Origin of the sequence: Pseudolabrys sp. FHR47 (assembly GCF_005153485.1) — a bacterium.
Taxonomy (GTDB): domain Bacteria; phylum Pseudomonadota; class Alphaproteobacteria; order Rhizobiales; family Xanthobacteraceae; genus Pseudolabrys.
Genome location: NZ_CP039740.1, coordinates 925,801 through 941,436 on the forward strand (window position 1 = coordinate 925,801; position 15,636 = coordinate 941,436).

At 63.6% G+C, this 15,636-nt stretch carries 16 protein-coding genes, 1 tRNA gene and 1 riboswitch; of the genes, 13 read left to right on the plus strand and 4 right to left on the minus strand.

Features of this window, described 5'->3' with window-relative positions:
• Nucleotides 1–10 precede the first annotated feature (10 nt).
• Complete coding sequence (gene phoB, locus E8Q40_RS04605) at nt 11–715, plus strand: phosphate regulon transcriptional regulator PhoB (RefSeq protein ID WP_137043277.1); 705 nt, start codon at nt 11–13, stop codon at nt 713–715.
• 754 nt (nt 716–1,469) lie between these two features.
• Here phoB and E8Q40_RS04610 read toward each other — a convergent pair.
• Complete coding sequence (locus E8Q40_RS04610; RefSeq protein WP_137043278.1) at nt 1,470–1,958, minus strand: GcrA family cell cycle regulator; 489 nt, start codon at nt 1,956–1,958, stop codon at nt 1,470–1,472.
• Nucleotides 1,959–2,470: 512 nt separating this feature from the next.
• Here E8Q40_RS04610 and E8Q40_RS04615 point away from each other — a divergent pair.
• The 4 genes from E8Q40_RS04615 (at nt 2,471) to E8Q40_RS04630 (ending at nt 6,620) form a co-directional block, all read left to right on the plus strand.
• Complete coding sequence (locus tag E8Q40_RS04615) at nt 2,471–3,688, plus strand: aspartate aminotransferase family protein (RefSeq protein WP_137043279.1); 1,218 nt, start codon at nt 2,471–2,473, stop codon at nt 3,686–3,688.
• A complete protein-coding gene (argF, locus tag E8Q40_RS04620; protein ID WP_137043280.1) occupies nt 3,685–4,620 on the plus strand; it encodes an ornithine carbamoyltransferase in 936 nt (311 codons plus the stop codon). Before E8Q40_RS04615 ends, argF begins: the two co-directional genes overlap by 4 nt.
• A 209-nt stretch (nt 4,621–4,829) precedes the next feature.
• On the plus strand, nt 4,830–5,837 hold the full coding sequence (locus E8Q40_RS04625; RefSeq protein ID WP_137043281.1) for an Hsp33 family molecular chaperone: 1,008 nt from the start codon (nt 4,830–4,832) through the stop codon (nt 5,835–5,837).
• A 75-nt stretch (nt 5,838–5,912) separates the two neighbouring features.
• Nucleotides 5,913–6,620 carry a hypothetical protein gene (locus tag E8Q40_RS04630; protein WP_137043282.1) on the plus strand — a complete coding sequence of 236 codons (708 nt, stop codon included), beginning with the start codon at nt 5,913–5,915 and terminating at the stop codon, nt 6,618–6,620.
• Here the strand turns inward: E8Q40_RS04630 and apaG are convergent.
• On the minus strand, nt 6,617–7,012 hold the full coding sequence (gene apaG, locus E8Q40_RS04635) for a Co2+/Mg2+ efflux protein ApaG (RefSeq protein ID WP_137043283.1): 396 nt from the start codon (nt 7,010–7,012) through the stop codon (nt 6,617–6,619). The two genes, E8Q40_RS04630 and apaG, sit on opposite strands and share 4 nt — an antisense overlap.
• A 12-nt stretch (nt 7,013–7,024) precedes the next feature.
• Here apaG and E8Q40_RS04640 point away from each other — a divergent pair, with 12 nt between their 5' ends.
• The 3 genes from E8Q40_RS04640 to E8Q40_RS04650 are packed head-to-tail and all read left to right on the plus strand — an operon-like array spanning nt 7,025 to nt 9,893.
• Nucleotides 7,025–8,257, plus strand: a complete 1,233-nt coding sequence (locus E8Q40_RS04640) for an OpgC domain-containing protein (protein WP_370455246.1) — start codon at nt 7,025–7,027, stop codon at nt 8,255–8,257.
• A 35-nt stretch (nt 8,258–8,292) separates the two neighbouring features.
• Entirely contained in the window at nt 8,293–9,048 is a 756-nt protein-coding gene (locus E8Q40_RS04645) for an SGNH/GDSL hydrolase family protein (protein ID WP_370455247.1), read from the plus strand.
• A 56-nt stretch (nt 9,049–9,104) separates the two neighbouring features.
• Nucleotides 9,105–9,893, plus strand: coding sequence for an SGNH/GDSL hydrolase family protein (locus tag E8Q40_RS04650; protein ID WP_137043286.1), 789 nt, complete (start codon nt 9,105–9,107; stop codon nt 9,891–9,893).
• A gap of 22 nt (nt 9,894–9,915) precedes the next feature.
• On the opposite strand, the gene E8Q40_RS04655 is transcribed toward E8Q40_RS04650, so the two are convergent.
• Nucleotides 9,916–11,109, minus strand: a complete 1,194-nt coding sequence (locus E8Q40_RS04655; protein ID WP_137043287.1) for an O-succinylhomoserine sulfhydrylase — start codon at nt 11,107–11,109, stop codon at nt 9,916–9,918.
• A 108-nt stretch (nt 11,110–11,217) separates the two neighbouring features.
• Nucleotides 11,218–11,296, minus strand: a riboswitch (SAM riboswitch).
• A 123-nt stretch (nt 11,297–11,419) separates the two neighbouring features.
• Between E8Q40_RS04655 and E8Q40_RS04660 the strand changes: the two genes are divergently transcribed.
• From E8Q40_RS04660 to E8Q40_RS04680, 5 genes are all read left to right on the plus strand, one after another.
• The gene (locus tag E8Q40_RS04660; RefSeq protein WP_370455248.1) at nt 11,420–12,487 is read left to right on the plus strand and encodes a 2'-deoxycytidine 5'-triphosphate deaminase; all 1,068 of its coding nucleotides are present in this window, start codon (nt 11,420–11,422) and stop codon (nt 12,485–12,487) included.
• Nucleotides 12,488–12,647: 160 nt separating this feature from the next.
• The gene (locus tag E8Q40_RS04665; RefSeq protein ID WP_137043289.1) at nt 12,648–12,971 is read left to right on the plus strand and encodes a helix-turn-helix transcriptional regulator; all 324 of its coding nucleotides are present in this window, start codon (nt 12,648–12,650) and stop codon (nt 12,969–12,971) included.
• Nucleotides 12,968–14,215 carry a type II toxin-antitoxin system HipA family toxin gene (locus E8Q40_RS04670; RefSeq protein ID WP_137043290.1) on the plus strand — a complete coding sequence of 416 codons (1,248 nt, stop codon included), beginning with the start codon at nt 12,968–12,970 and terminating at the stop codon, nt 14,213–14,215. The genes E8Q40_RS04665 and E8Q40_RS04670 overlap by 4 nt, the downstream gene beginning before the upstream one ends.
• Before the next feature lie 66 nt (nt 14,216–14,281).
• A tRNA-Gly gene (locus E8Q40_RS04675) sits at nt 14,282–14,355 on the plus strand.
• A gap of 45 nt (nt 14,356–14,400) precedes the next feature.
• The gene (locus tag E8Q40_RS04680) at nt 14,401–14,664 is read left to right on the plus strand and encodes a hypothetical protein (RefSeq protein WP_137043291.1); all 264 of its coding nucleotides are present in this window, start codon (nt 14,401–14,403) and stop codon (nt 14,662–14,664) included.
• Nucleotides 14,665–14,670: 6 nt separating this feature from the next.
• Here the strand turns inward: E8Q40_RS04680 and E8Q40_RS04685 are convergent, their stop codons facing one another.
• The gene (locus E8Q40_RS04685; RefSeq protein WP_246662999.1) at nt 14,671–15,459 is read right to left on the minus strand and encodes a transglutaminase-like cysteine peptidase; all 789 of its coding nucleotides are present in this window, start codon (nt 15,457–15,459) and stop codon (nt 14,671–14,673) included.
• Nucleotides 15,460–15,636: the final 177 nt, after the last annotated feature.

A 15,636-nucleotide genomic window follows, 5' to 3' on the forward strand; every position in this document is an offset into this window, starting at 1 on the left:
CTACTGACTTATGAGCGCGCGAATCCTGATCGTCGAAGATGAAGAGCCTCTCACGATGCTCCTCGTCTACAATCTCGAGAAGGAAGGCTACGAGGTCGAGACCGCGGCCCGCGGCGACGACGCCGACACCAAGCTGAAAGAGCGCGTGCCGGACCTCGTGGTGCTGGACTGGATGCTGCCCGGCCTGTCCGGCATCGAACTATGCCGCCGGCTGCGGGCGCGGCCGGAGACGCAGAACCTGCCGATCATCATGCTGACCGCGCGCGGCGAGGAGAGCGAGAAAATCCGCGGCCTCGCCACCGGCGCCGACGATTACATCGTCAAGCCGTTCTCGGTGCCGGAATTGCTCGCCCGCGTGCGCGCGCTGCTCCGCCGCGCTCATCCCGACCGCGTCGCCACCGTGCTTAATATCGGCGATATCGAACTCGACCGCGAGAAGAAGCGGGTATCGCGCAGCGGCAAGCCGATCGATCTCGGCCCCACCGAATACCGCCTGCTGGAGTTCCTGATGGAGCGTCCCGGCCGCGTGTTCTCGCGCGAGCAGTTGCTCGATGGCGTCTGGGGTTCGGACATCTATATCGACGAGCGCACCGTCGACGTTCATGTCGGCCGCTTGCGCAAGGCTATCAACCGCGGCCAGCAGGCCGACCCGATCCGTACCGTGCGCGGCGCCGGCTACGCGCTCGACGATCGGTTCGGACGAGTGGCGAGTTAGTCGCTCCAATAGTCCAGGGCGCTTCCCGCTCGGTCATTCCGGGGCTCGGCGAAACGGCTTCCTCGGCGTCATCGCCCGCGCAGGCGGGCGATCTAGCTCTTGGTCAGCCTTGAAAAGCGCTGGGTCCTCCGCTTGCGCGGAGGACGACGGGATTTGTCGTTCCGGGCTCCGGGCTTGCTAGAAAATAGTCCTTGACTATTATTCCTAGAAGGACTATAAGCACTCCTGTCCTGTTCCGGCCGGGGGCGCTGTCATGAGGCGTCGTTTCAGTGGGAGCAGGGCGCGGTGCCCGCGGGTCTGGCGAAACGCACGCCAGGCGCTCGGGCGGCGACGGGGCTCCGCCCGCCGGCAATAAGACCGGCCGCAAGGAGCTTGCTGATGGTGAGCGCTACCTGCTGAAAGGCAGATCAGCCGCCAGAAGCGCGGCCCGTGTGCCGTAAGACACCGCGATGGAGCGCCGCGGGGCGCAGGTTCTCCGCGTTATGGAGAACCGCGCACCGCAAGGTGCGAAATCAAAGAGCGTCTCGCGGCGCTCCATCCCTCCGGCTTGGCCGGAGGGCCGAAGGGGAAGGCAGGCCGCCCCGGGCCTTCAAAGAACAGGGGCGATCAGGCACGTCTGCTGTTTGAAAATTGAATCGGAAAGGCGCGGCACGTCACACGCGCTTTCTGATCCCTCCCCGAAGGCGGGGAAGGGATAAGCAAAAAAAGCCGGAGCGTCGCTCCGGCTTTCATCAATCCAGTATCGTCTTTGCAGTCAGCCTCTGAATGCCGGCTTGTGGCGGCGGCGATCATTGGCCGGCTGGAAGGCGACGCGGCAGTGGAAGCTGCAATAAGGCTGGTCTTCGGCGGCTTCACCGCCGCAGAAGAAGAAATCCGGACCTGACGGATCGCCCACGGGCCAGCGGCAGGTCTTCTCGTTGAGCTGCAGCAGGGTCTTGCGCTGCTCGAGCGGGATTTCCAGAAGCTCGGGCTCGGGCTCGACCTCGTAGTCGTAGGCCAGCGCGGTATTGCCGCGCACCTGCGGCCGTTGCACCCGGATCATGTGGCCGGACGAGCGAGCCTTGCGCGGGCGCGGCGTGCTCGAGGACGGGCTCTTGGCCCGCCCGGACAGGCCGAGGCGGTGAACCTTGCCGATCACGGCGTTTCTTGTGATGCCGCCAAGCTCGGCGGCAATCTGGCTGGCCGACAGACCGTCGGACCAGAGCTTTTTCAGGAGTTCGACCCGCTCATCGGTCCAGCTCATGGGGCATTTCCCTCGGCGATCCAGGCCCTTGGACAGAATCCACCCCCATCGTCCGGCACGGCTTTTCCGCGCCTGAACGTGTACGCTTCAGGGATGAACCAGATTTCGGCGGCGATACGCACGATATGTCGTATCGCTTGATTGAAAAGCTACACTATGGGTTGACTCGGCCGCAAGCATTTGCCTCCCGACAAAGCCCGCCTCCCACAGGTTTTCCTTTAGAATCCGCAACTGCGGTGATTTTGAGTCGCGAATCGGGGCCGGCCGTTTCGTTTGACTTGGAGCCGGGGCGGCCTAAAATATTGAAAGTGCCGCCCGGCGAGGCGGCACATTTCGTTTCGGGCGCCGCCTGCCGGTAAAGCGCTCAGTCCAGGGGCCGGGTTCTCTCGCACCCGGAGGCCGGGATTAGTCATCGGCGATAAACATCGAACGTCCTCGGTTTTGTCGCCGGGGCGTGTTGCTGTTTCTGTATTGCGCCCGAAAGGCGTTGGATTTCGAACTTTGGAAAGAGACTGGCCGTGAGCTCGCATCTGTTGCCGACCTATGCCCGTGTCGACCTCGCTTTCGAGCGGGGCGATGGTGTCTGGCTGACGGCGACCGACGGCCGCCGCTATCTGGACTTCACCTCCGGCGTCGCCGTCAACGCGCTCGGCCATGCGCACCCGCATATGGTCGCCAAGCTGACCGAGCAGGCCACCAAGCTGTGGCATACCTCGAACCTCTACCGCATTCCGGAGGGCGAAAAGCTCGCCGAGCGGCTGTGCGACAACAGCTTCGCCGATTTCGTGTTCTTCCAGAACTCCGGCACCGAGGCGATGGAATGCTGCATCAAGATGGCGCGGAAATATCAGTACGCGTCCGGCAAGCCGGAACGTAACCGCATCATCACCTTCGAGGGCGCCTTCCACGGCCGCACGCTCGCCGCGCTCGCCGCCACGGGCAACAAGAAATACCTCGAAGGTTTCGGCCCCAACATGCCGGGCTTCGACCAGCTTCCGTTCGGCGACATCGAGGTCGTCAAGAAGGCGATCACCCCGGAAACCGCGGCCATCATTACCGAGCCGGTGATGGGCGAGGGCGGCGTGCGCGTCGTTCCCCATGAGTTTTTGCGCGCGCTTCGCAAATTGTGCGACGACAATGGCCTGCTGCTGATCTTCGACGAGGTACAGACTGGCATCGGCCGCACCGGCGACCTGTTCGCCTATCAGCACACCGGCGTCACCCCCGACATCATGGGTCTGGCCAAGGCGCTCGGCGGCGGCTTCCCGATCGGCGCCTGCCTTGCAACCGCGGAAGCGGCTAAGGGCATGACCGCCGGCTCGCACGGTTCGACTTTCGGCGGCAATCAGCTCGCCATGGCGGCCGGCAATGCCGTGCTCGACATCGTCGCCGACAAGGCGTTTCTCGACGAGGTCAAACGCAAGGGCCTGCTGCTGAAACAGCGCCTCGCCGAGATCAAGGACCGATATTCCTCCGTCGTCGCCGAAGTGCGTGGCGAAGGCCTGCTCGTCGGCCTGCGCATGGTGCCGCCGGTCGGCGAAATGGTCGACGAATTGCGCAATGAACAGATGATCACGGTCGCGGCCGGCGACAATGTTGTGCGCCTTCTCCCGCCGCTCATCATCAGCGACGACGAGATTGGCGAAGCGGTGAACCGTATCGAGCGTGCCTGCGCGAAGCTGGCGCAAGCGCATCCGCGGCAGGCCGGAAAGCCGGGAGCGGCGGCATGAGCAAGACTAACAATCAGGTGAGGCACTTCCTCGATCTCACCGACATCCCGAAGCCGACGCTGAAGGAGATGATCACGCATAGCCGCGCGATGAAGGCCGCGCAGAAGCGTGGGCAGGGGCCAAAGCCGCTCGAAGGCAAGACTCTGGCGATGATCTTCGACAAGCCGTCGACGCGCACGCGCGTGTCGTTCGATGTCGGCATGCGCCAGCTTGGCGGCGAGGCGATCATGCTCACCGCGCAGGAAATGCAGCTCGGTCGCGGCGAGACTTTGGCCGACACCGCGCGCGTCCTGTCGCGCTTCGTCGATGCCATCATGATCCGCACGCTGAGCCATGACGAAGTCGCCGAAATCGCGGCCAACGCCACCGTGCCAGTGATCAACGGCCTGACGCGCCGTTCGCATCCCTGTCAGGTGCTGGCGGACGTCATGACCTTCGAGGAGCATCGCGGGCCGATCACGGGCCGCACCATTGCCTGGACCGGCGATGCCAACAATGTCTGCGCTTCGCTGATGCACGCCGCCGAGCGCTTCGATTTCGAACTGCGCGTGGCCTGCCCGCCGGAACTCAAGCCGAAGAAATGGCTGGTCGACTGGGTGAAGGCCTCGGGTGCCAACATTACGATCGGCGACGATCCGGAAGTGGCGGTCAAGGATGCCGACGCCGTCTTCACCGACACCTGGGTGTCGATGGGCGATCGCGAAGCCACGCACCGTCACAACATTCTCAAGCGTTACCAGGTCAACGCCGCGCTGATGGCCAAGGCCAAGCCCGACGCGCTGTTCATGCACTGCCTGCCGGCACATCGCGGCGAGGAAGTCACCGACGAGGTGATGGACGGGCCGCAGTCGGTGGTCTTCGACGAAGCGGAGAACCGTCTGCATGCGCAGAAGGGTCTGCTCGCCTGGTGCCTGCACGCCGAGAACGCGTAGAGGGCGCGGCATTCACAAGCCTGCTCCCTCTCCCCTTGGGGGAGAGGGTTGGGGTGAGGGGGCAAGTGACTATCGTCAGGCCGTAACCCCTCACCCGACGCGCTTCGCGCGTCGACCTCTCCCAATGGGAGAGGTGAAGGAACCGCGGCCTCGCATTTTCGCATTCGCTCGCTACATAACCCCGCATGACCGAAACCAATTTGGATTCCATGGCGAATTCCCCCGACATCTCCCTTCCCGAACGTGCCCCGTCCGCCGTCTCGATCGACGACGCGGTGACGCCGTTCGAGGTGGCGAGCCTCGACCTGCGCGGCCGGCTGGTCCGGCTCGGGCCGATGGTCGACGAAATCCTGTCCAAGCACGCTTATCCGCTGCCGGTTGCCAAGCTCCTGGGCGAGGCCATCGTGCTGACGGTGATGCTCGGTTCCTCGCTGAAGATGAAGGGCCGGTTCATCCTGCAAACCCAGACCGACGGTCCGGTCGGCCTGCTGGTCGTCGATTACACCACCCCCGGCCACGTCCGCGCCTGCGCCCGCTACGGCGCGCCGGGCGTTGAGGCGCTGGTCGCGGCGGGCGAAGCCACGTCCGGCAATCTGCTCGGCAAGGGCCATCTCGCCATGACGATCGATCAGGGCGAGAATACCCAGCGCTATCAGGGTCTCGTCGCACTCGACGGCGTTTCGCTCGAAGACGCCGCGCATGAATACTTCCTGCGCTCGGAGCAAATCCCGACGCGGGTGCGTCTCGCGGTGGCGGAAGAGATCATGCCCGGCACCGGCGTCGGCAGCCATCGCTGGCGTGCCGGCGGCGTGATGTTGCAGTTTCTGCCGAAATCTCAGGAGCGGGCCCAGACTGATCTGCATCCGGGCGATGCGCCGGATGGGCTTGAGGTTGCGCCGGTGATCGAAGATGACGCCTGGGTGCAAGGCCGGGCCCTGCTCGAGACCGTCGAGGATATCGAACTGATCGATCCGGAGCTGTCGAGTGAGCGTCTGGCCTACCGGCTGTTTCATGAGCCAGGCGTGCGCGTGTTCAACGCGCAGGAGGTCAAGGCGCAATGCTCGTGCTCGCGCGACGCCGTGGAGGCCATGCTCAAGAGCTTCTCGCAGGACGACCGCGATCACATGGTCGAGGACGGCCGGATTTCCGTGACCTGCGAATTCTGCTCATCGACATACGTGTTCCAGCCGGAAGACGTCGGCGCGAAGTCAAATTAACTCTGCGTCCGCATTAACCTTGCGCCTGAGACGATAACGCGGCCCGACTCCTTTCAAACAAGGAGCCGGGTCGCGATGCGGTCCATCTTGCCAATAGTGACATTGCTGCTCGTGGCATCGCCGGCGCTGGGACAAAGTTGCCCGGCGCCTTTGGCCAGTGCGCGCAAACTGGTGCTGGTCACCCCCGACACGATGACAAGCACGATGGCGACGATGCAGCGGTATACGCGCAGTGCGATGAACGCGCCTTGGCGCGTCGACGGCGGGCCGATTACGGCAACGATTGGCCGCGGCGGCACCGCGTGGTCCCATGCTTTCCGGTCTTATGCGGTGCCTGGCGAGCCGGTGAAAGTCGATGGCGACAAGCGCGTCCCGGCCGGCATCTATCCACTCGGCCGCAGCTTTGGTTTCGGACTGTCGCGCCTGCGTGGTTATATGCGTATCACCGACGGCATGACTTGCGTCGACGATCCGTCTTCGCCTACCTACAACACCATCACTTCGCGGGCCGAGGTCGGCTGGAAAGTCAGCGGCGAGAACATGTGGCGCATACCGGAATATCGGCGCGGTCTGGTGGTCGACTATCCAACCGACCGCGCGGCCAAGGCCGGCTCCTGCATCTTCATCCATGTGCGCAAGCCGGGCGTACCGGGCACGTCCGGCTGCGTGTCGCTGCCGGAACCCGAAGTCGAACGCCTGCAGCGTTTTGCGTCGGGCGGCGCCGTGCTCGCCGTGGTACCGCGTCAGGCGCTTGGCCGATTTACCGGCTGCTTCCCGAACTAGTTCAATGTGCGTTTGCCGCCCTGCGGCGCGTCGAGCGAAAACGGCGGGATATCGATATCGAAGGGACGGCCATCCTCGGTGATCATGCCGTATGACCCTTCCATGAAACCGGACGGGGTCGGCAGCGGCACGCCACTGGTATACTCATAAGACTCGCCCGGCCGCAGCACCGGTTCTTCGCCGACCACGCCGGTGCCCTTCACCTCCTGCAGCCGTCCGTGCGCATCGGTGATCTTCCAGTGCCGGGTCTTGAGCTGGACCGTTTCGTCGCCGCCGTTGACGATGTCGATCGTATAGGCCCAGAAAAAATAGCCGCTGGCCGGCGACGACCTGTCCGCAAGGAAGCGGGGCTTCACGGTCACCTCGATCTTGCGGGTTACGGCGCGGTACATCTATATGCCTTAATTGGAACCGACGATTGTAGTGGCAGGTCGCACGACTCGCGGCGATTATGGCCGAAGCAACCGACGAAAGAAAAGCGGCCTATGGCCCCGATCCCGAGTGAACGAGACCTGCGCCTCGACCTGTTCCGTGGGCTCGCGCTATGGCTCATCTTTCTCGACCACATTCCGTCCAATGCTGTGAGCTGGGTCACGATCCGCAACTATGGTTTCTCGGATGCGACCGAAATCTTCGTCTTCATCTCCGGCTATACCGTCGCCTTCGTCTACGGCCGGGCGATGCAGGCCAGCGGTTTCATCGTGGCCGGTGCGCGCGTGATCAAGCGCGCCTGGCAGATCTATGTGGCGCACATCTTCCTGTTCGCCATCTACCTCGCCGAGATTTCCTGGATCGCCCAGTCCTTCGAGAACCCGCTCTTCACCGAAGAAATGGGCGTGCTGAATTTTCTGAAAAATCCGGACGTCACGATCATCCAGGCGCTGCTCCTGAAATTCAAACCTGTGAACATGGATGTCCTGCCGCTCTACATCGTGCTCCTGGTGGGCTTTCCGCCGTTCCTGTGGCTGCTGATGCGCTCGGCGAATCTGGCGCTGCTCGCGTCCGGGGCGATTTATGCGGTGGCCTATGTGCTGAACTGGAATCTGCCGGCCTGGCCGCAAGGCGAGTGGGTGTTCAATCCATTCGCCTGGCAGTTCCTGTTCATTTTCGGCGCCTGGTGCGCACTCGGCGGCGCGGCGCGGTTGTCGCGCACCATCGGTTCGCCGATCACGCTGGCGCTCGCCATCGCTTATCTGGTGTTCGCCTTCGCCATCGCGATGACCTGGTACTTCCCGGCGCTCGGCGTCTATGTGCCGCGGATCATCAGCGACAACATCTACCCGATCGACAAGACCGACATGGACGTGCTGCGGGTGCTGCATTTCCTGGCCCTGGCAGTCGTCACCGTCCGTCTGGTGCCGCGGGACTGGCCGGCGTTGAAGTCGCCTTTTTTCCGCCCCGCGATCCTGTGCGGCCAGCATTCGCTCGGCATCTTCTGCCTCGGCGTGTTCCTGTCTTTCGCCGGGCACTTTGTTTTCACCGAAGTCTCCAACCGGATCCCGGTCCAGTTCCTGGTCAGCCTGGTCGGAATCGCCATCATGGCTGGCGCCGCTTGGCTGATTTCATGGTACAAAAAGATCGAGAGACAGGGGCCGCGGCCGCCGGTTGCCAAGCCGGGTTTCGCGGGGGGCGAGTGATGAACGGGCGGCAAACCGGGGCAGGGTCCGTGCCGATGCTTAAATGGCTCATCGGGCTGTGCCTTGCGGTGATGGCACTTGGTGCCAGCGCCCCCGCTTTCGCGGGCCACCCAGCCGATTGCCGGGTTGACGGCGTGTCGTCCGACATCGCTTTTCCGCTCGAGCACGTCAAACAAGCGATCGCCAACAAGAACCTGTCGATCCTTGTCATCGGTACCGGCTCTTCGCAACTGGGCGGCTCGGCACAGAATGCCTATCCCGCGCGGTTGCAGGCGGCGCTCAATCGTATGCTGCCTGGCGTGGCGGTGACGGTCGCTTCGGACGTGGCGCAGCGAAGGACGGCGGACACCATGGTCAAAGCCTTCCCGCCTGCTCTGGCGGCTGCAAAGCCGAACCTTGTGCTGTGGCAGACGGCGACGGTGGACGCGATCCAGGCGGTCGATCCGGAGCAGTTCAGCCAGGCCCTCGATAAGGGGGTGCGGCTGGCGCGGGCCGCTGGCGCCGATGTCATCTTCATCAATCCGCAATACAGCCCGCGTACCGAATATGTCATCGCGCTCGGGACCTACGTCGAAAACATGCGCTGGGTCGCGGTGCAACAGGAGGTTCCGGTTTTCGACCGGTTCAACCTGATGAAGGCATGGTACGAGCGCGGCACCTTCGACCTCTATTCGACCACCAAAAAACTTGATATGGCTGGCCTCGTGCATGACTGTCTTGGCCGACTGCTGGCCGACCTCATCGTCGAGGCGGCGAAGCCAGATCCGGCAGCCATCGAGAAGAGCAAATAGATACCGCACGACTTTAGATACTCGGCGAACAAATACTTGGCTCTGGGATCCATACCGTGACGCTTCTCACTCTCGCCGGCCGGGCGATGGCATCGCTTGTCGCGGCGCTCTTGATGTTTGTAATCGCGGCGCCCGCCAGTGCCTCCAGTCCGCCGTGCCGGGCCCAGCAGAATCTGATGGGTCTTGGCGGGTCGCTGGCCCAGGTCGCGCGCCGCATCGATGCCGGCCAGACGGTGACCATCGTCGCCATCGGCTCGTCGTCGACCGCGGGCGCCGGCGCGACGTCGCCGGCCATGAACTACCCCAACCGGCTGGCGGCCGAGCTGCAGCAGCAGTTTCCGAAGGCCCGCTTCAATGTCATCAATCAGGGAGTCAACGGTGAGGAAGTGGCGGACATGCTGCGTCGCTTCGATACGGATGTGATCGCCAACAAGCCCGACCTCGTGCTGTGGCAACTCGGCACCAACTCGCTGATCCGCGATCATCAGATGAGCGACCGCGGCGCCTCCATTCGCATGGGTCTGTTCAAGATCCGTGCAAGCGGCGCCGACACCATCCTGATCGATCCGCAATATGCGCCGAAGGTCATTGCCAAGCCGCACGCGCCGCAAATGGTCGACTTCATCGCCGAGATTTCGCGCGATGAAAACGTCGGCCTGTTCCGCCGCTTCGCGGTGATGAAGCACTGGAGCGAGGTCGAGCGCATTCCGTTCGACGCCTTCGTCGTCGCCGACGGTCTGCACATGAACGACTGGGGCTATGGCTGCATGGCGCACAATCTCGGCGTCGCAATCGCCGAGACGGTGAAGCGTCCGATCGTGGCGGCCAAGGCGGTCGCAAGATAGCGCGGCGGATCGCGCTAACCCGTTAGACCTTTTCGAGCGCCGCCAGCAGATCCTCGGCGATATCGTCCGGGTGTTCGAGCCCGCATGACAGCCGCACCAGTCCGTCGCCGATGCCCAGTTCGGCGCGCTGTTCCGGCGTCAGGCGCTGATGCGTTGTCGTCGTCGGATGCGTGATCAGGCTCTTGGCGTCGCCGAGATTGTTGGTGATCAGGATCAGCTTGAGCGCATTGAGGAAGCGGAACGCGCCTTCCTTGCCGCCCTTGATCTCGAAGGCGATCAACGTCGATCCGGCCTTCATCTGTTTCTTCACGATATCTGCTTGCGGGTGATCGGCGCGGCCGGGGTAGATCATCCGCGTGAGTTTGTCGTGGCCGGCAAGCCGGTCGGCGATCGTGGCCGCGGTCTTGGTCTGACGCTCGACGCGCACGGCGAGCGTCTCGAGGCCCTTCAGCAGCACCCAGGCGTTGAACGGCGGCAAGGTCGGGCCGGTCTGGCGCAGCAGGTTGTGATAATGGTCGGCGATGATCTTTTCGCTGGCGAGAATGACACCGCCGAGCACGCGGCCCTGACCGTCGATGTGCTTGGTTGCGGAATAAACGACCACGTCGGCGCCCAACTGAAGCGGGCTCTGATAGAGCGGCGTTGCGAATACGTTGTCGACCACCAGCTTGGCGCCAACGCCATGCGCGATTTCCGCCACCGCCGCAATGTCATAGACTTCGAGCGTCGGATTGGTCGGCGTCTCCATGAATAGAACCTTGGTCTCCTTGCGCACCGCCTTGCGCCAGGCGTCGAGATCCTTGCCGTCTACCAGCGTGAAGGTGACGCCGAAGCGCGCCAGCCACTCCTCGATCACCCAGCGACACGAGCCGAACAAAGCCTTGGCGGCGACGATATGATCGCCGGCGCGGACAAGGCCCATCAGCGCATTGGTCACCGCGGCCATGCCGGTCACGGTGGCGCGCGCGGCCTCGGCGCCTTCGAGTGCGGCCATGCGCTTCTCGAACATGTCCATGGTTGGGTTCGAGTAGCGCGAATAGACATAGCCCGGGATTTTGCCGGAAAAGCGTGCCTCGCAATCCTCCGCGCTTTCGTAGCGATAGCCCTGCGTCAGGTAGATCGCCTCCGACATCTCGTTGTACTGCGAGCGCAAGGTGCCGGCATGCACCAGCCGGGTTTCGGGGCGGTAGCTCTTGGGATCGTTCGACGCCGACATCGTGGGCTCCTTCGGCCGGGCGCGGGGCGCGCTCGGCCAATAAAAAACCGGCCGGAGGGGTTACCTCGGCCGGGCCACATATGTCCTGAGGGTTGGTTGAAACCCAGGGGCAGCATGTCCACGGCCTTTTAGCGATTTGTTTTACGTGGCTGCAAGCCGGCCGGCTCAAATGACCACGGGATAAGGGCCTTTTTAGCGGCCCGCGCGGCTTCCCGTCAAGCGGCCGGTTGGGTTAGATCGGCACCCACCAGAGAGGTTGGGCGTGCCGCTGACTTTCGCCAAAGATGCCAAGGGCATTCTGCCCGATACTATGATCGAGCAACTCGCCGCCGACGGCGCGATCCGGCGCGAGAAGGATTTCGCGCCCGACCAGATTCAGCCGGCGAGCCTCGATCTGCGTCTCGGCACCGTCGCTTATCGCGTGCGCGCCTCGTTTCTGCCGGGCACGGCCAAGGTTTCGCAACGCATCCAGGAACTGACGCTGCATCAGTTCTCGCTGAAAGACGGCGCGGTGCTGGAGACCGGTTGCGTTTATATTGTGCCGCTGCTCGAAAGCCTGGCGCTGCCGGCCGACGTTGCCGCCGCCGCCAATCCGAAAAGCTCGACCGGCCGACTCGACGTGTTTACCCGCGTCATCGCCGACGAGATGCGCGGCTTCGACCGCATCGAAGCCGGCTACATCGGTCCGCTCTATGCCGAGATTTCACCGCGCACGTTTCCGGTGCTGGTGCGCGAAGGCGCGCGCCTGTCGCAGATCCGCTTCCGCCACGGCCACGCGCAGCTCGATGCCGAAGCCTTGAAGGCGCTGCACAAGGAGCAGCGCCTTGTCGACAGCGACGACGCGGATTTGTCCGACGGCATCGCGGTGAGCGTCGATCTCTCCGGCACCATCGCCGGCGAGGGCAGGTCGGGCATTGTCGGCTATCGCGCCAAACGCCACACCGCGGTCATCGATGTCGAACGCCGTGCCGGTTACAACGTCGCCGATTTCTGGGAGCCGATCGACGCGCGGCCGGACCAGCGCCTCATCCTCGATCCGGACGAGTTCTACATTCTCGCCTCCAAGGAGGCGGTGCAGGTGCCGCCCGGCTTTGCCGCCGAGATGGTGCCGTTCGATCCGCTGGTCGGCGAATTTCGCGTGCACTATGCCGGCTTCTTCGATCCCGGTTTCGGATACGCCGGCGCCGGCGGGAAGGGATCGCGCGCGGTGCTGGAAGTGCGCTCGCGCGAAGTGCCGTTCATCCTCGAGCACGGCCAGATCGTCGGCCGGCTGGTCTACGAGAAGATGCTCGGCATGCCGAAGAGCCTGTACGGGCAGGGCATCGGCTCGAACTACCAGGCGCAGAGCCTGAAGCTCAGTAAGCATTTCAAGGTTTGAGGCCCTGTTGGAGGGCCTCGGCAGAGGCCGTACCGCGGGGTGTCTTCGGAAGACACCCAAACGTATCATATTTGGCATTTTGATACGAAAACGTATCTTTTGACTTTCCGAAAAGATACCTTTACGTATCTTTATCGAATTTAAGATACGAAAACGTGCCATGCGCCAGGATTTGAACTTGTTGCGAGACCTCGGACGGCTGCTACGGCAGGCCCGTGAGCGCGCCGGGATGACGCAGGAGCAGGTTGCTACCCGGGCAGGCCTGAGCAGGCTGCGCTATCGCACGATCGAGGCGGGCGAAGCCGCGGCGCGGGCGACAACGCTGATCAATATCGCGCGCGCACTCGATCTCGAACTCATGCTCATTCCCAAGCCGATGCTGCCGGCCGTACAGGCGATGCTCCGTCCAGCGGACGATCAGGACCGGCCCGCTTTCGTCCCCGATCGGAGCGATGACGACGAGGAAGGGGAAGCACAACGATGAGCTCTCGCTCCCCGCTCGAAGACGTCAACACGCTCGACATCACGCTCAACGGGCTGTCTGTCGGCACAATGGTGCGCACGCCCGGCGACTACAACGCCTTCAGCTTCGCAGCTGGCTATCGCGCGCTGGCGACGCCGCCGATCCTCAGCCTGTCGTTCAGGGCCGCCAATGGCGGGCTGCGCAACGATCCCAAGCCGCAACAGGGCGTGCTGCCGCCGTTCTTCTCCAACCTGCTGCCCGAAGACAAGCTCAGGGAGGCCATGGAGAAGCATCATGCCGGCACGGTGCGGCGGGGCAATGATTTCGATTTGCTGGCCGCGCTCGGCGCCGATCTACCCGGTGCTGTGCGCGCGATGCCGAAGGACGGCCAATCGGCGCCGCTCGTACCTGCGGCGCTCAAGAGCAAGGCGCGGTTCTCGCTGGCCGGCGTCCAGATGAAATTGTCGGTGATGAAGAATACCGGCAAGGAGGGCGGCATCACGCTGCCAGTCGGCAACGCCGATGGAGATTTCATCGCCAAATTCCCTTCGCTCAATCAAATCGGCCTGTCCGAGAACGAATTCGCGATGCTGGCATTGGCGAAGGCTGTCGGGATGGACGTGCCAGAGAATGAACTCGTCGACAAGGAAGCGTTCGACGGCATCCCAAAGGAATTCAACACGCTGGCGACCGGTCGAGTTCTGCTGCTCCGCCGCTTCGACCGAACGCCGGCGGGCCGCGTCCACACCGAAGACTTCGCGCAGGTCTTCGGCCTGCCGCCGTCCAGAAAATACGATGGCGCGGGCTATCACAACATCGCCGAGGTCCTGAACATCGCGGTGTCGCAGGATGCGTCGATCGACTTCGTCCGCCGCCTTGCCTTCTCGGCGCTGACCGGCAACGGCGACATGCATCTCAAGAACTGGTCGCTGATCTATCCCGACGACGGCACGAAGCCGGCGTTCGCGCCGGTTTACGACATGCTGTCGACCGTCGCTTATCTGCCCGATGACAATATGGCGCTGTCCCTCGGCGGTACGAAATCGTTTCGTTCTCTCACGCGCGACCGGTGGCGCAACCTAGCGCATCGGGCGCGACTGCCGGTGGGCGCCGTCGAGAACGCCGTCACAAAAACCGTCGCTACGGTCATGGAGCGTTGGCGCACGCTACCGGAGCGTGACGTCGTGCCGGTGCCGGTTCTGGACGCGATCGACCAGCATATTGCGCTGATGGCACCGATTCTTGATCCGGGGATTTCGCTATAGCCATCTGGCCGGCCTCGTCATCGGTGCTTCCGCCGGGCCACTTCTTTCGCTATGGTCCCGCCCGACGCGGGCGTAGTTCAATGGTAGAACGGCAGCTTCCCAAGCTGCATACGAGGGTTCGATTCCCTTCGCCCGCTCCAAACCCGCTTAACCCCTTGTTTGCCTTGCGCCGCTACCATCGCGGCATGTTCGCACGCGCCACCATCATCATCGCCGCTGTCCTGGGCTCGACCTGCGTCTCCCAGGCCGCCGATTTTTCCATCGGCGGCGGGTTTACGGACTGCAACTGCGGTTCCGACATGATCGTGGTCTATGATTCCGAACCGGGCGTCGTTACGCGGCAGTGGAAGTCCGATTGCGATTGCCGTTATGTCCCGGACCCGCGGCCATATCGCATGGCGACGCGGGGGCCGCGCTACGAGTCGCTCCGGGACCCTTGGCGTCGGTGAGAACCGTCAGCCGAACGCGGCCGCCGCCACAAACCATCCGTCCAGTCCCGCATCGCGCACCAACACCGGCTTCGGCGTGTCCTCACCCAGAGCGATGAGCGGCTTGATATCCGACGCCTGCGCATCGGTGAGCAGCAGCATCTTGCGGTTATCGAGGATGAGCCACTCGCCATCGATGCGCGCCGCGGTGATGGCGTGGTCCTCGCCAACGCGAGCGTCATGGACGATGACAAATTTGAGGTCGTCGGCGCTCATGCCGGCTTCGCGCAACGCCACGTATTTGGCAATCGCATAATCCTCGCAGTCGCCGCTACCCGATGCGAAGGTCATCAGAGGCGATTGCCAGACATCGGCGGCGCCGAACTGCGCGGTGTCGCGCGAGAAGCGGATGGCGAGATTGACGGCGCGGTTGATCAGCCCGGCGCGGGTGCGCCCGGTCTCCTCGCGCGCCGCATCGACGATCGTCAGGAAGTGCGCCGTCGAAGGCGGGCAGGCGTCCGGCAATTGCCGGCACAGCGCAATGACGCGCGTCTCGAGCGCGACTATGGCCTGCAGGCTCCTCCATTTCGCGGCCATCGCCTGCGCCGACGCTTCCGAAATCGCCGACTGCGTCAGGCCGAAGGGCGCGGCGAGCGGCGCCGGCGATTCGGCAGGCGCATCGAATGGCGCCAGCGCGATCTGCATCGACGACATGAAAGGTTCGGCGCGGGCTCTGTTGTGGCACGCGCAGAACACGATCAGACCGAGGATCGCGCCAAGACAAAGCCACGCTCGCCATTGCGACCGGATAGCCATCGAACGCTCCCATGGGAGCGGCGCACCGGTCCTGTTGGCCGGTGTCGGTCCGCTCGTAGGGCTATCGATAGAATGCCGGTCTCTGCCGGCCGGTTAAGTGAGAAGTTCCACGGCGGATACTTTGCCGGGCAGCGTCAATGCGCGCGTGCGGACTTGTCTAAAAATTTAAATGACGGC

Excerpts from the sequence above, each read along its gene's own strand:
- phoB (WP_137043277.1), top strand. The coding sequence starts at position 11 with ATGAGCGCGCGAATCCTGATCGTCGAAGATGAAGAGCCTCTCACGATG.
- argF (WP_137043280.1), top strand. The coding sequence starts at position 3,685 with ATGAGCAAGACTAACAATCAGGTGAGGCACTTCCTCGATCTCACCGAC.
- E8Q40_RS04665 (WP_137043289.1), top strand. The coding sequence starts at position 12,648 with ATGCGCCAGGATTTGAACTTGTTGCGAGACCTCGGACGGCTGCTACGG.
- E8Q40_RS04655 (WP_137043287.1), bottom strand. The coding sequence starts at position 11,109 with ATGTCGGCGTCGAACGATCCCAAGAGCTACCGCCCCGAAACCCGGCTG.
- E8Q40_RS04670 (WP_137043290.1), top strand. The coding sequence starts at position 12,968 with ATGAGCTCTCGCTCCCCGCTCGAAGACGTCAACACGCTCGACATCACG.
- E8Q40_RS04660 (WP_370455248.1), top strand. The coding sequence starts at position 11,420 with ATGATCGAGCAACTCGCCGCCGACGGCGCGATCCGGCGCGAGAAGGAT.
- E8Q40_RS04680 (WP_137043291.1), top strand. The coding sequence starts at position 14,401 with ATGTTCGCACGCGCCACCATCATCATCGCCGCTGTCCTGGGCTCGACC.
- E8Q40_RS04685 (WP_246662999.1), bottom strand. The coding sequence starts at position 15,459 with ATGGCTATCCGGTCGCAATGGCGAGCGTGGCTTTGTCTTGGCGCGATC.
- E8Q40_RS04630 (WP_137043282.1), top strand. The coding sequence starts at position 5,913 with ATGCGGTCCATCTTGCCAATAGTGACATTGCTGCTCGTGGCATCGCCG.
- apaG (WP_137043283.1), bottom strand. The coding sequence starts at position 7,012 with ATGTACCGCGCCGTAACCCGCAAGATCGAGGTGACCGTGAAGCCCCGC.
- E8Q40_RS04645 (WP_370455247.1), top strand. The coding sequence starts at position 8,293 with ATGCTTAAATGGCTCATCGGGCTGTGCCTTGCGGTGATGGCACTTGGT.
- E8Q40_RS04610 (WP_137043278.1), bottom strand. The coding sequence starts at position 1,958 with ATGAGCTGGACCGATGAGCGGGTCGAACTCCTGAAAAAGCTCTGGTCC.
- E8Q40_RS04625 (WP_137043281.1), top strand. The coding sequence starts at position 4,830 with ATGGCGAATTCCCCCGACATCTCCCTTCCCGAACGTGCCCCGTCCGCC.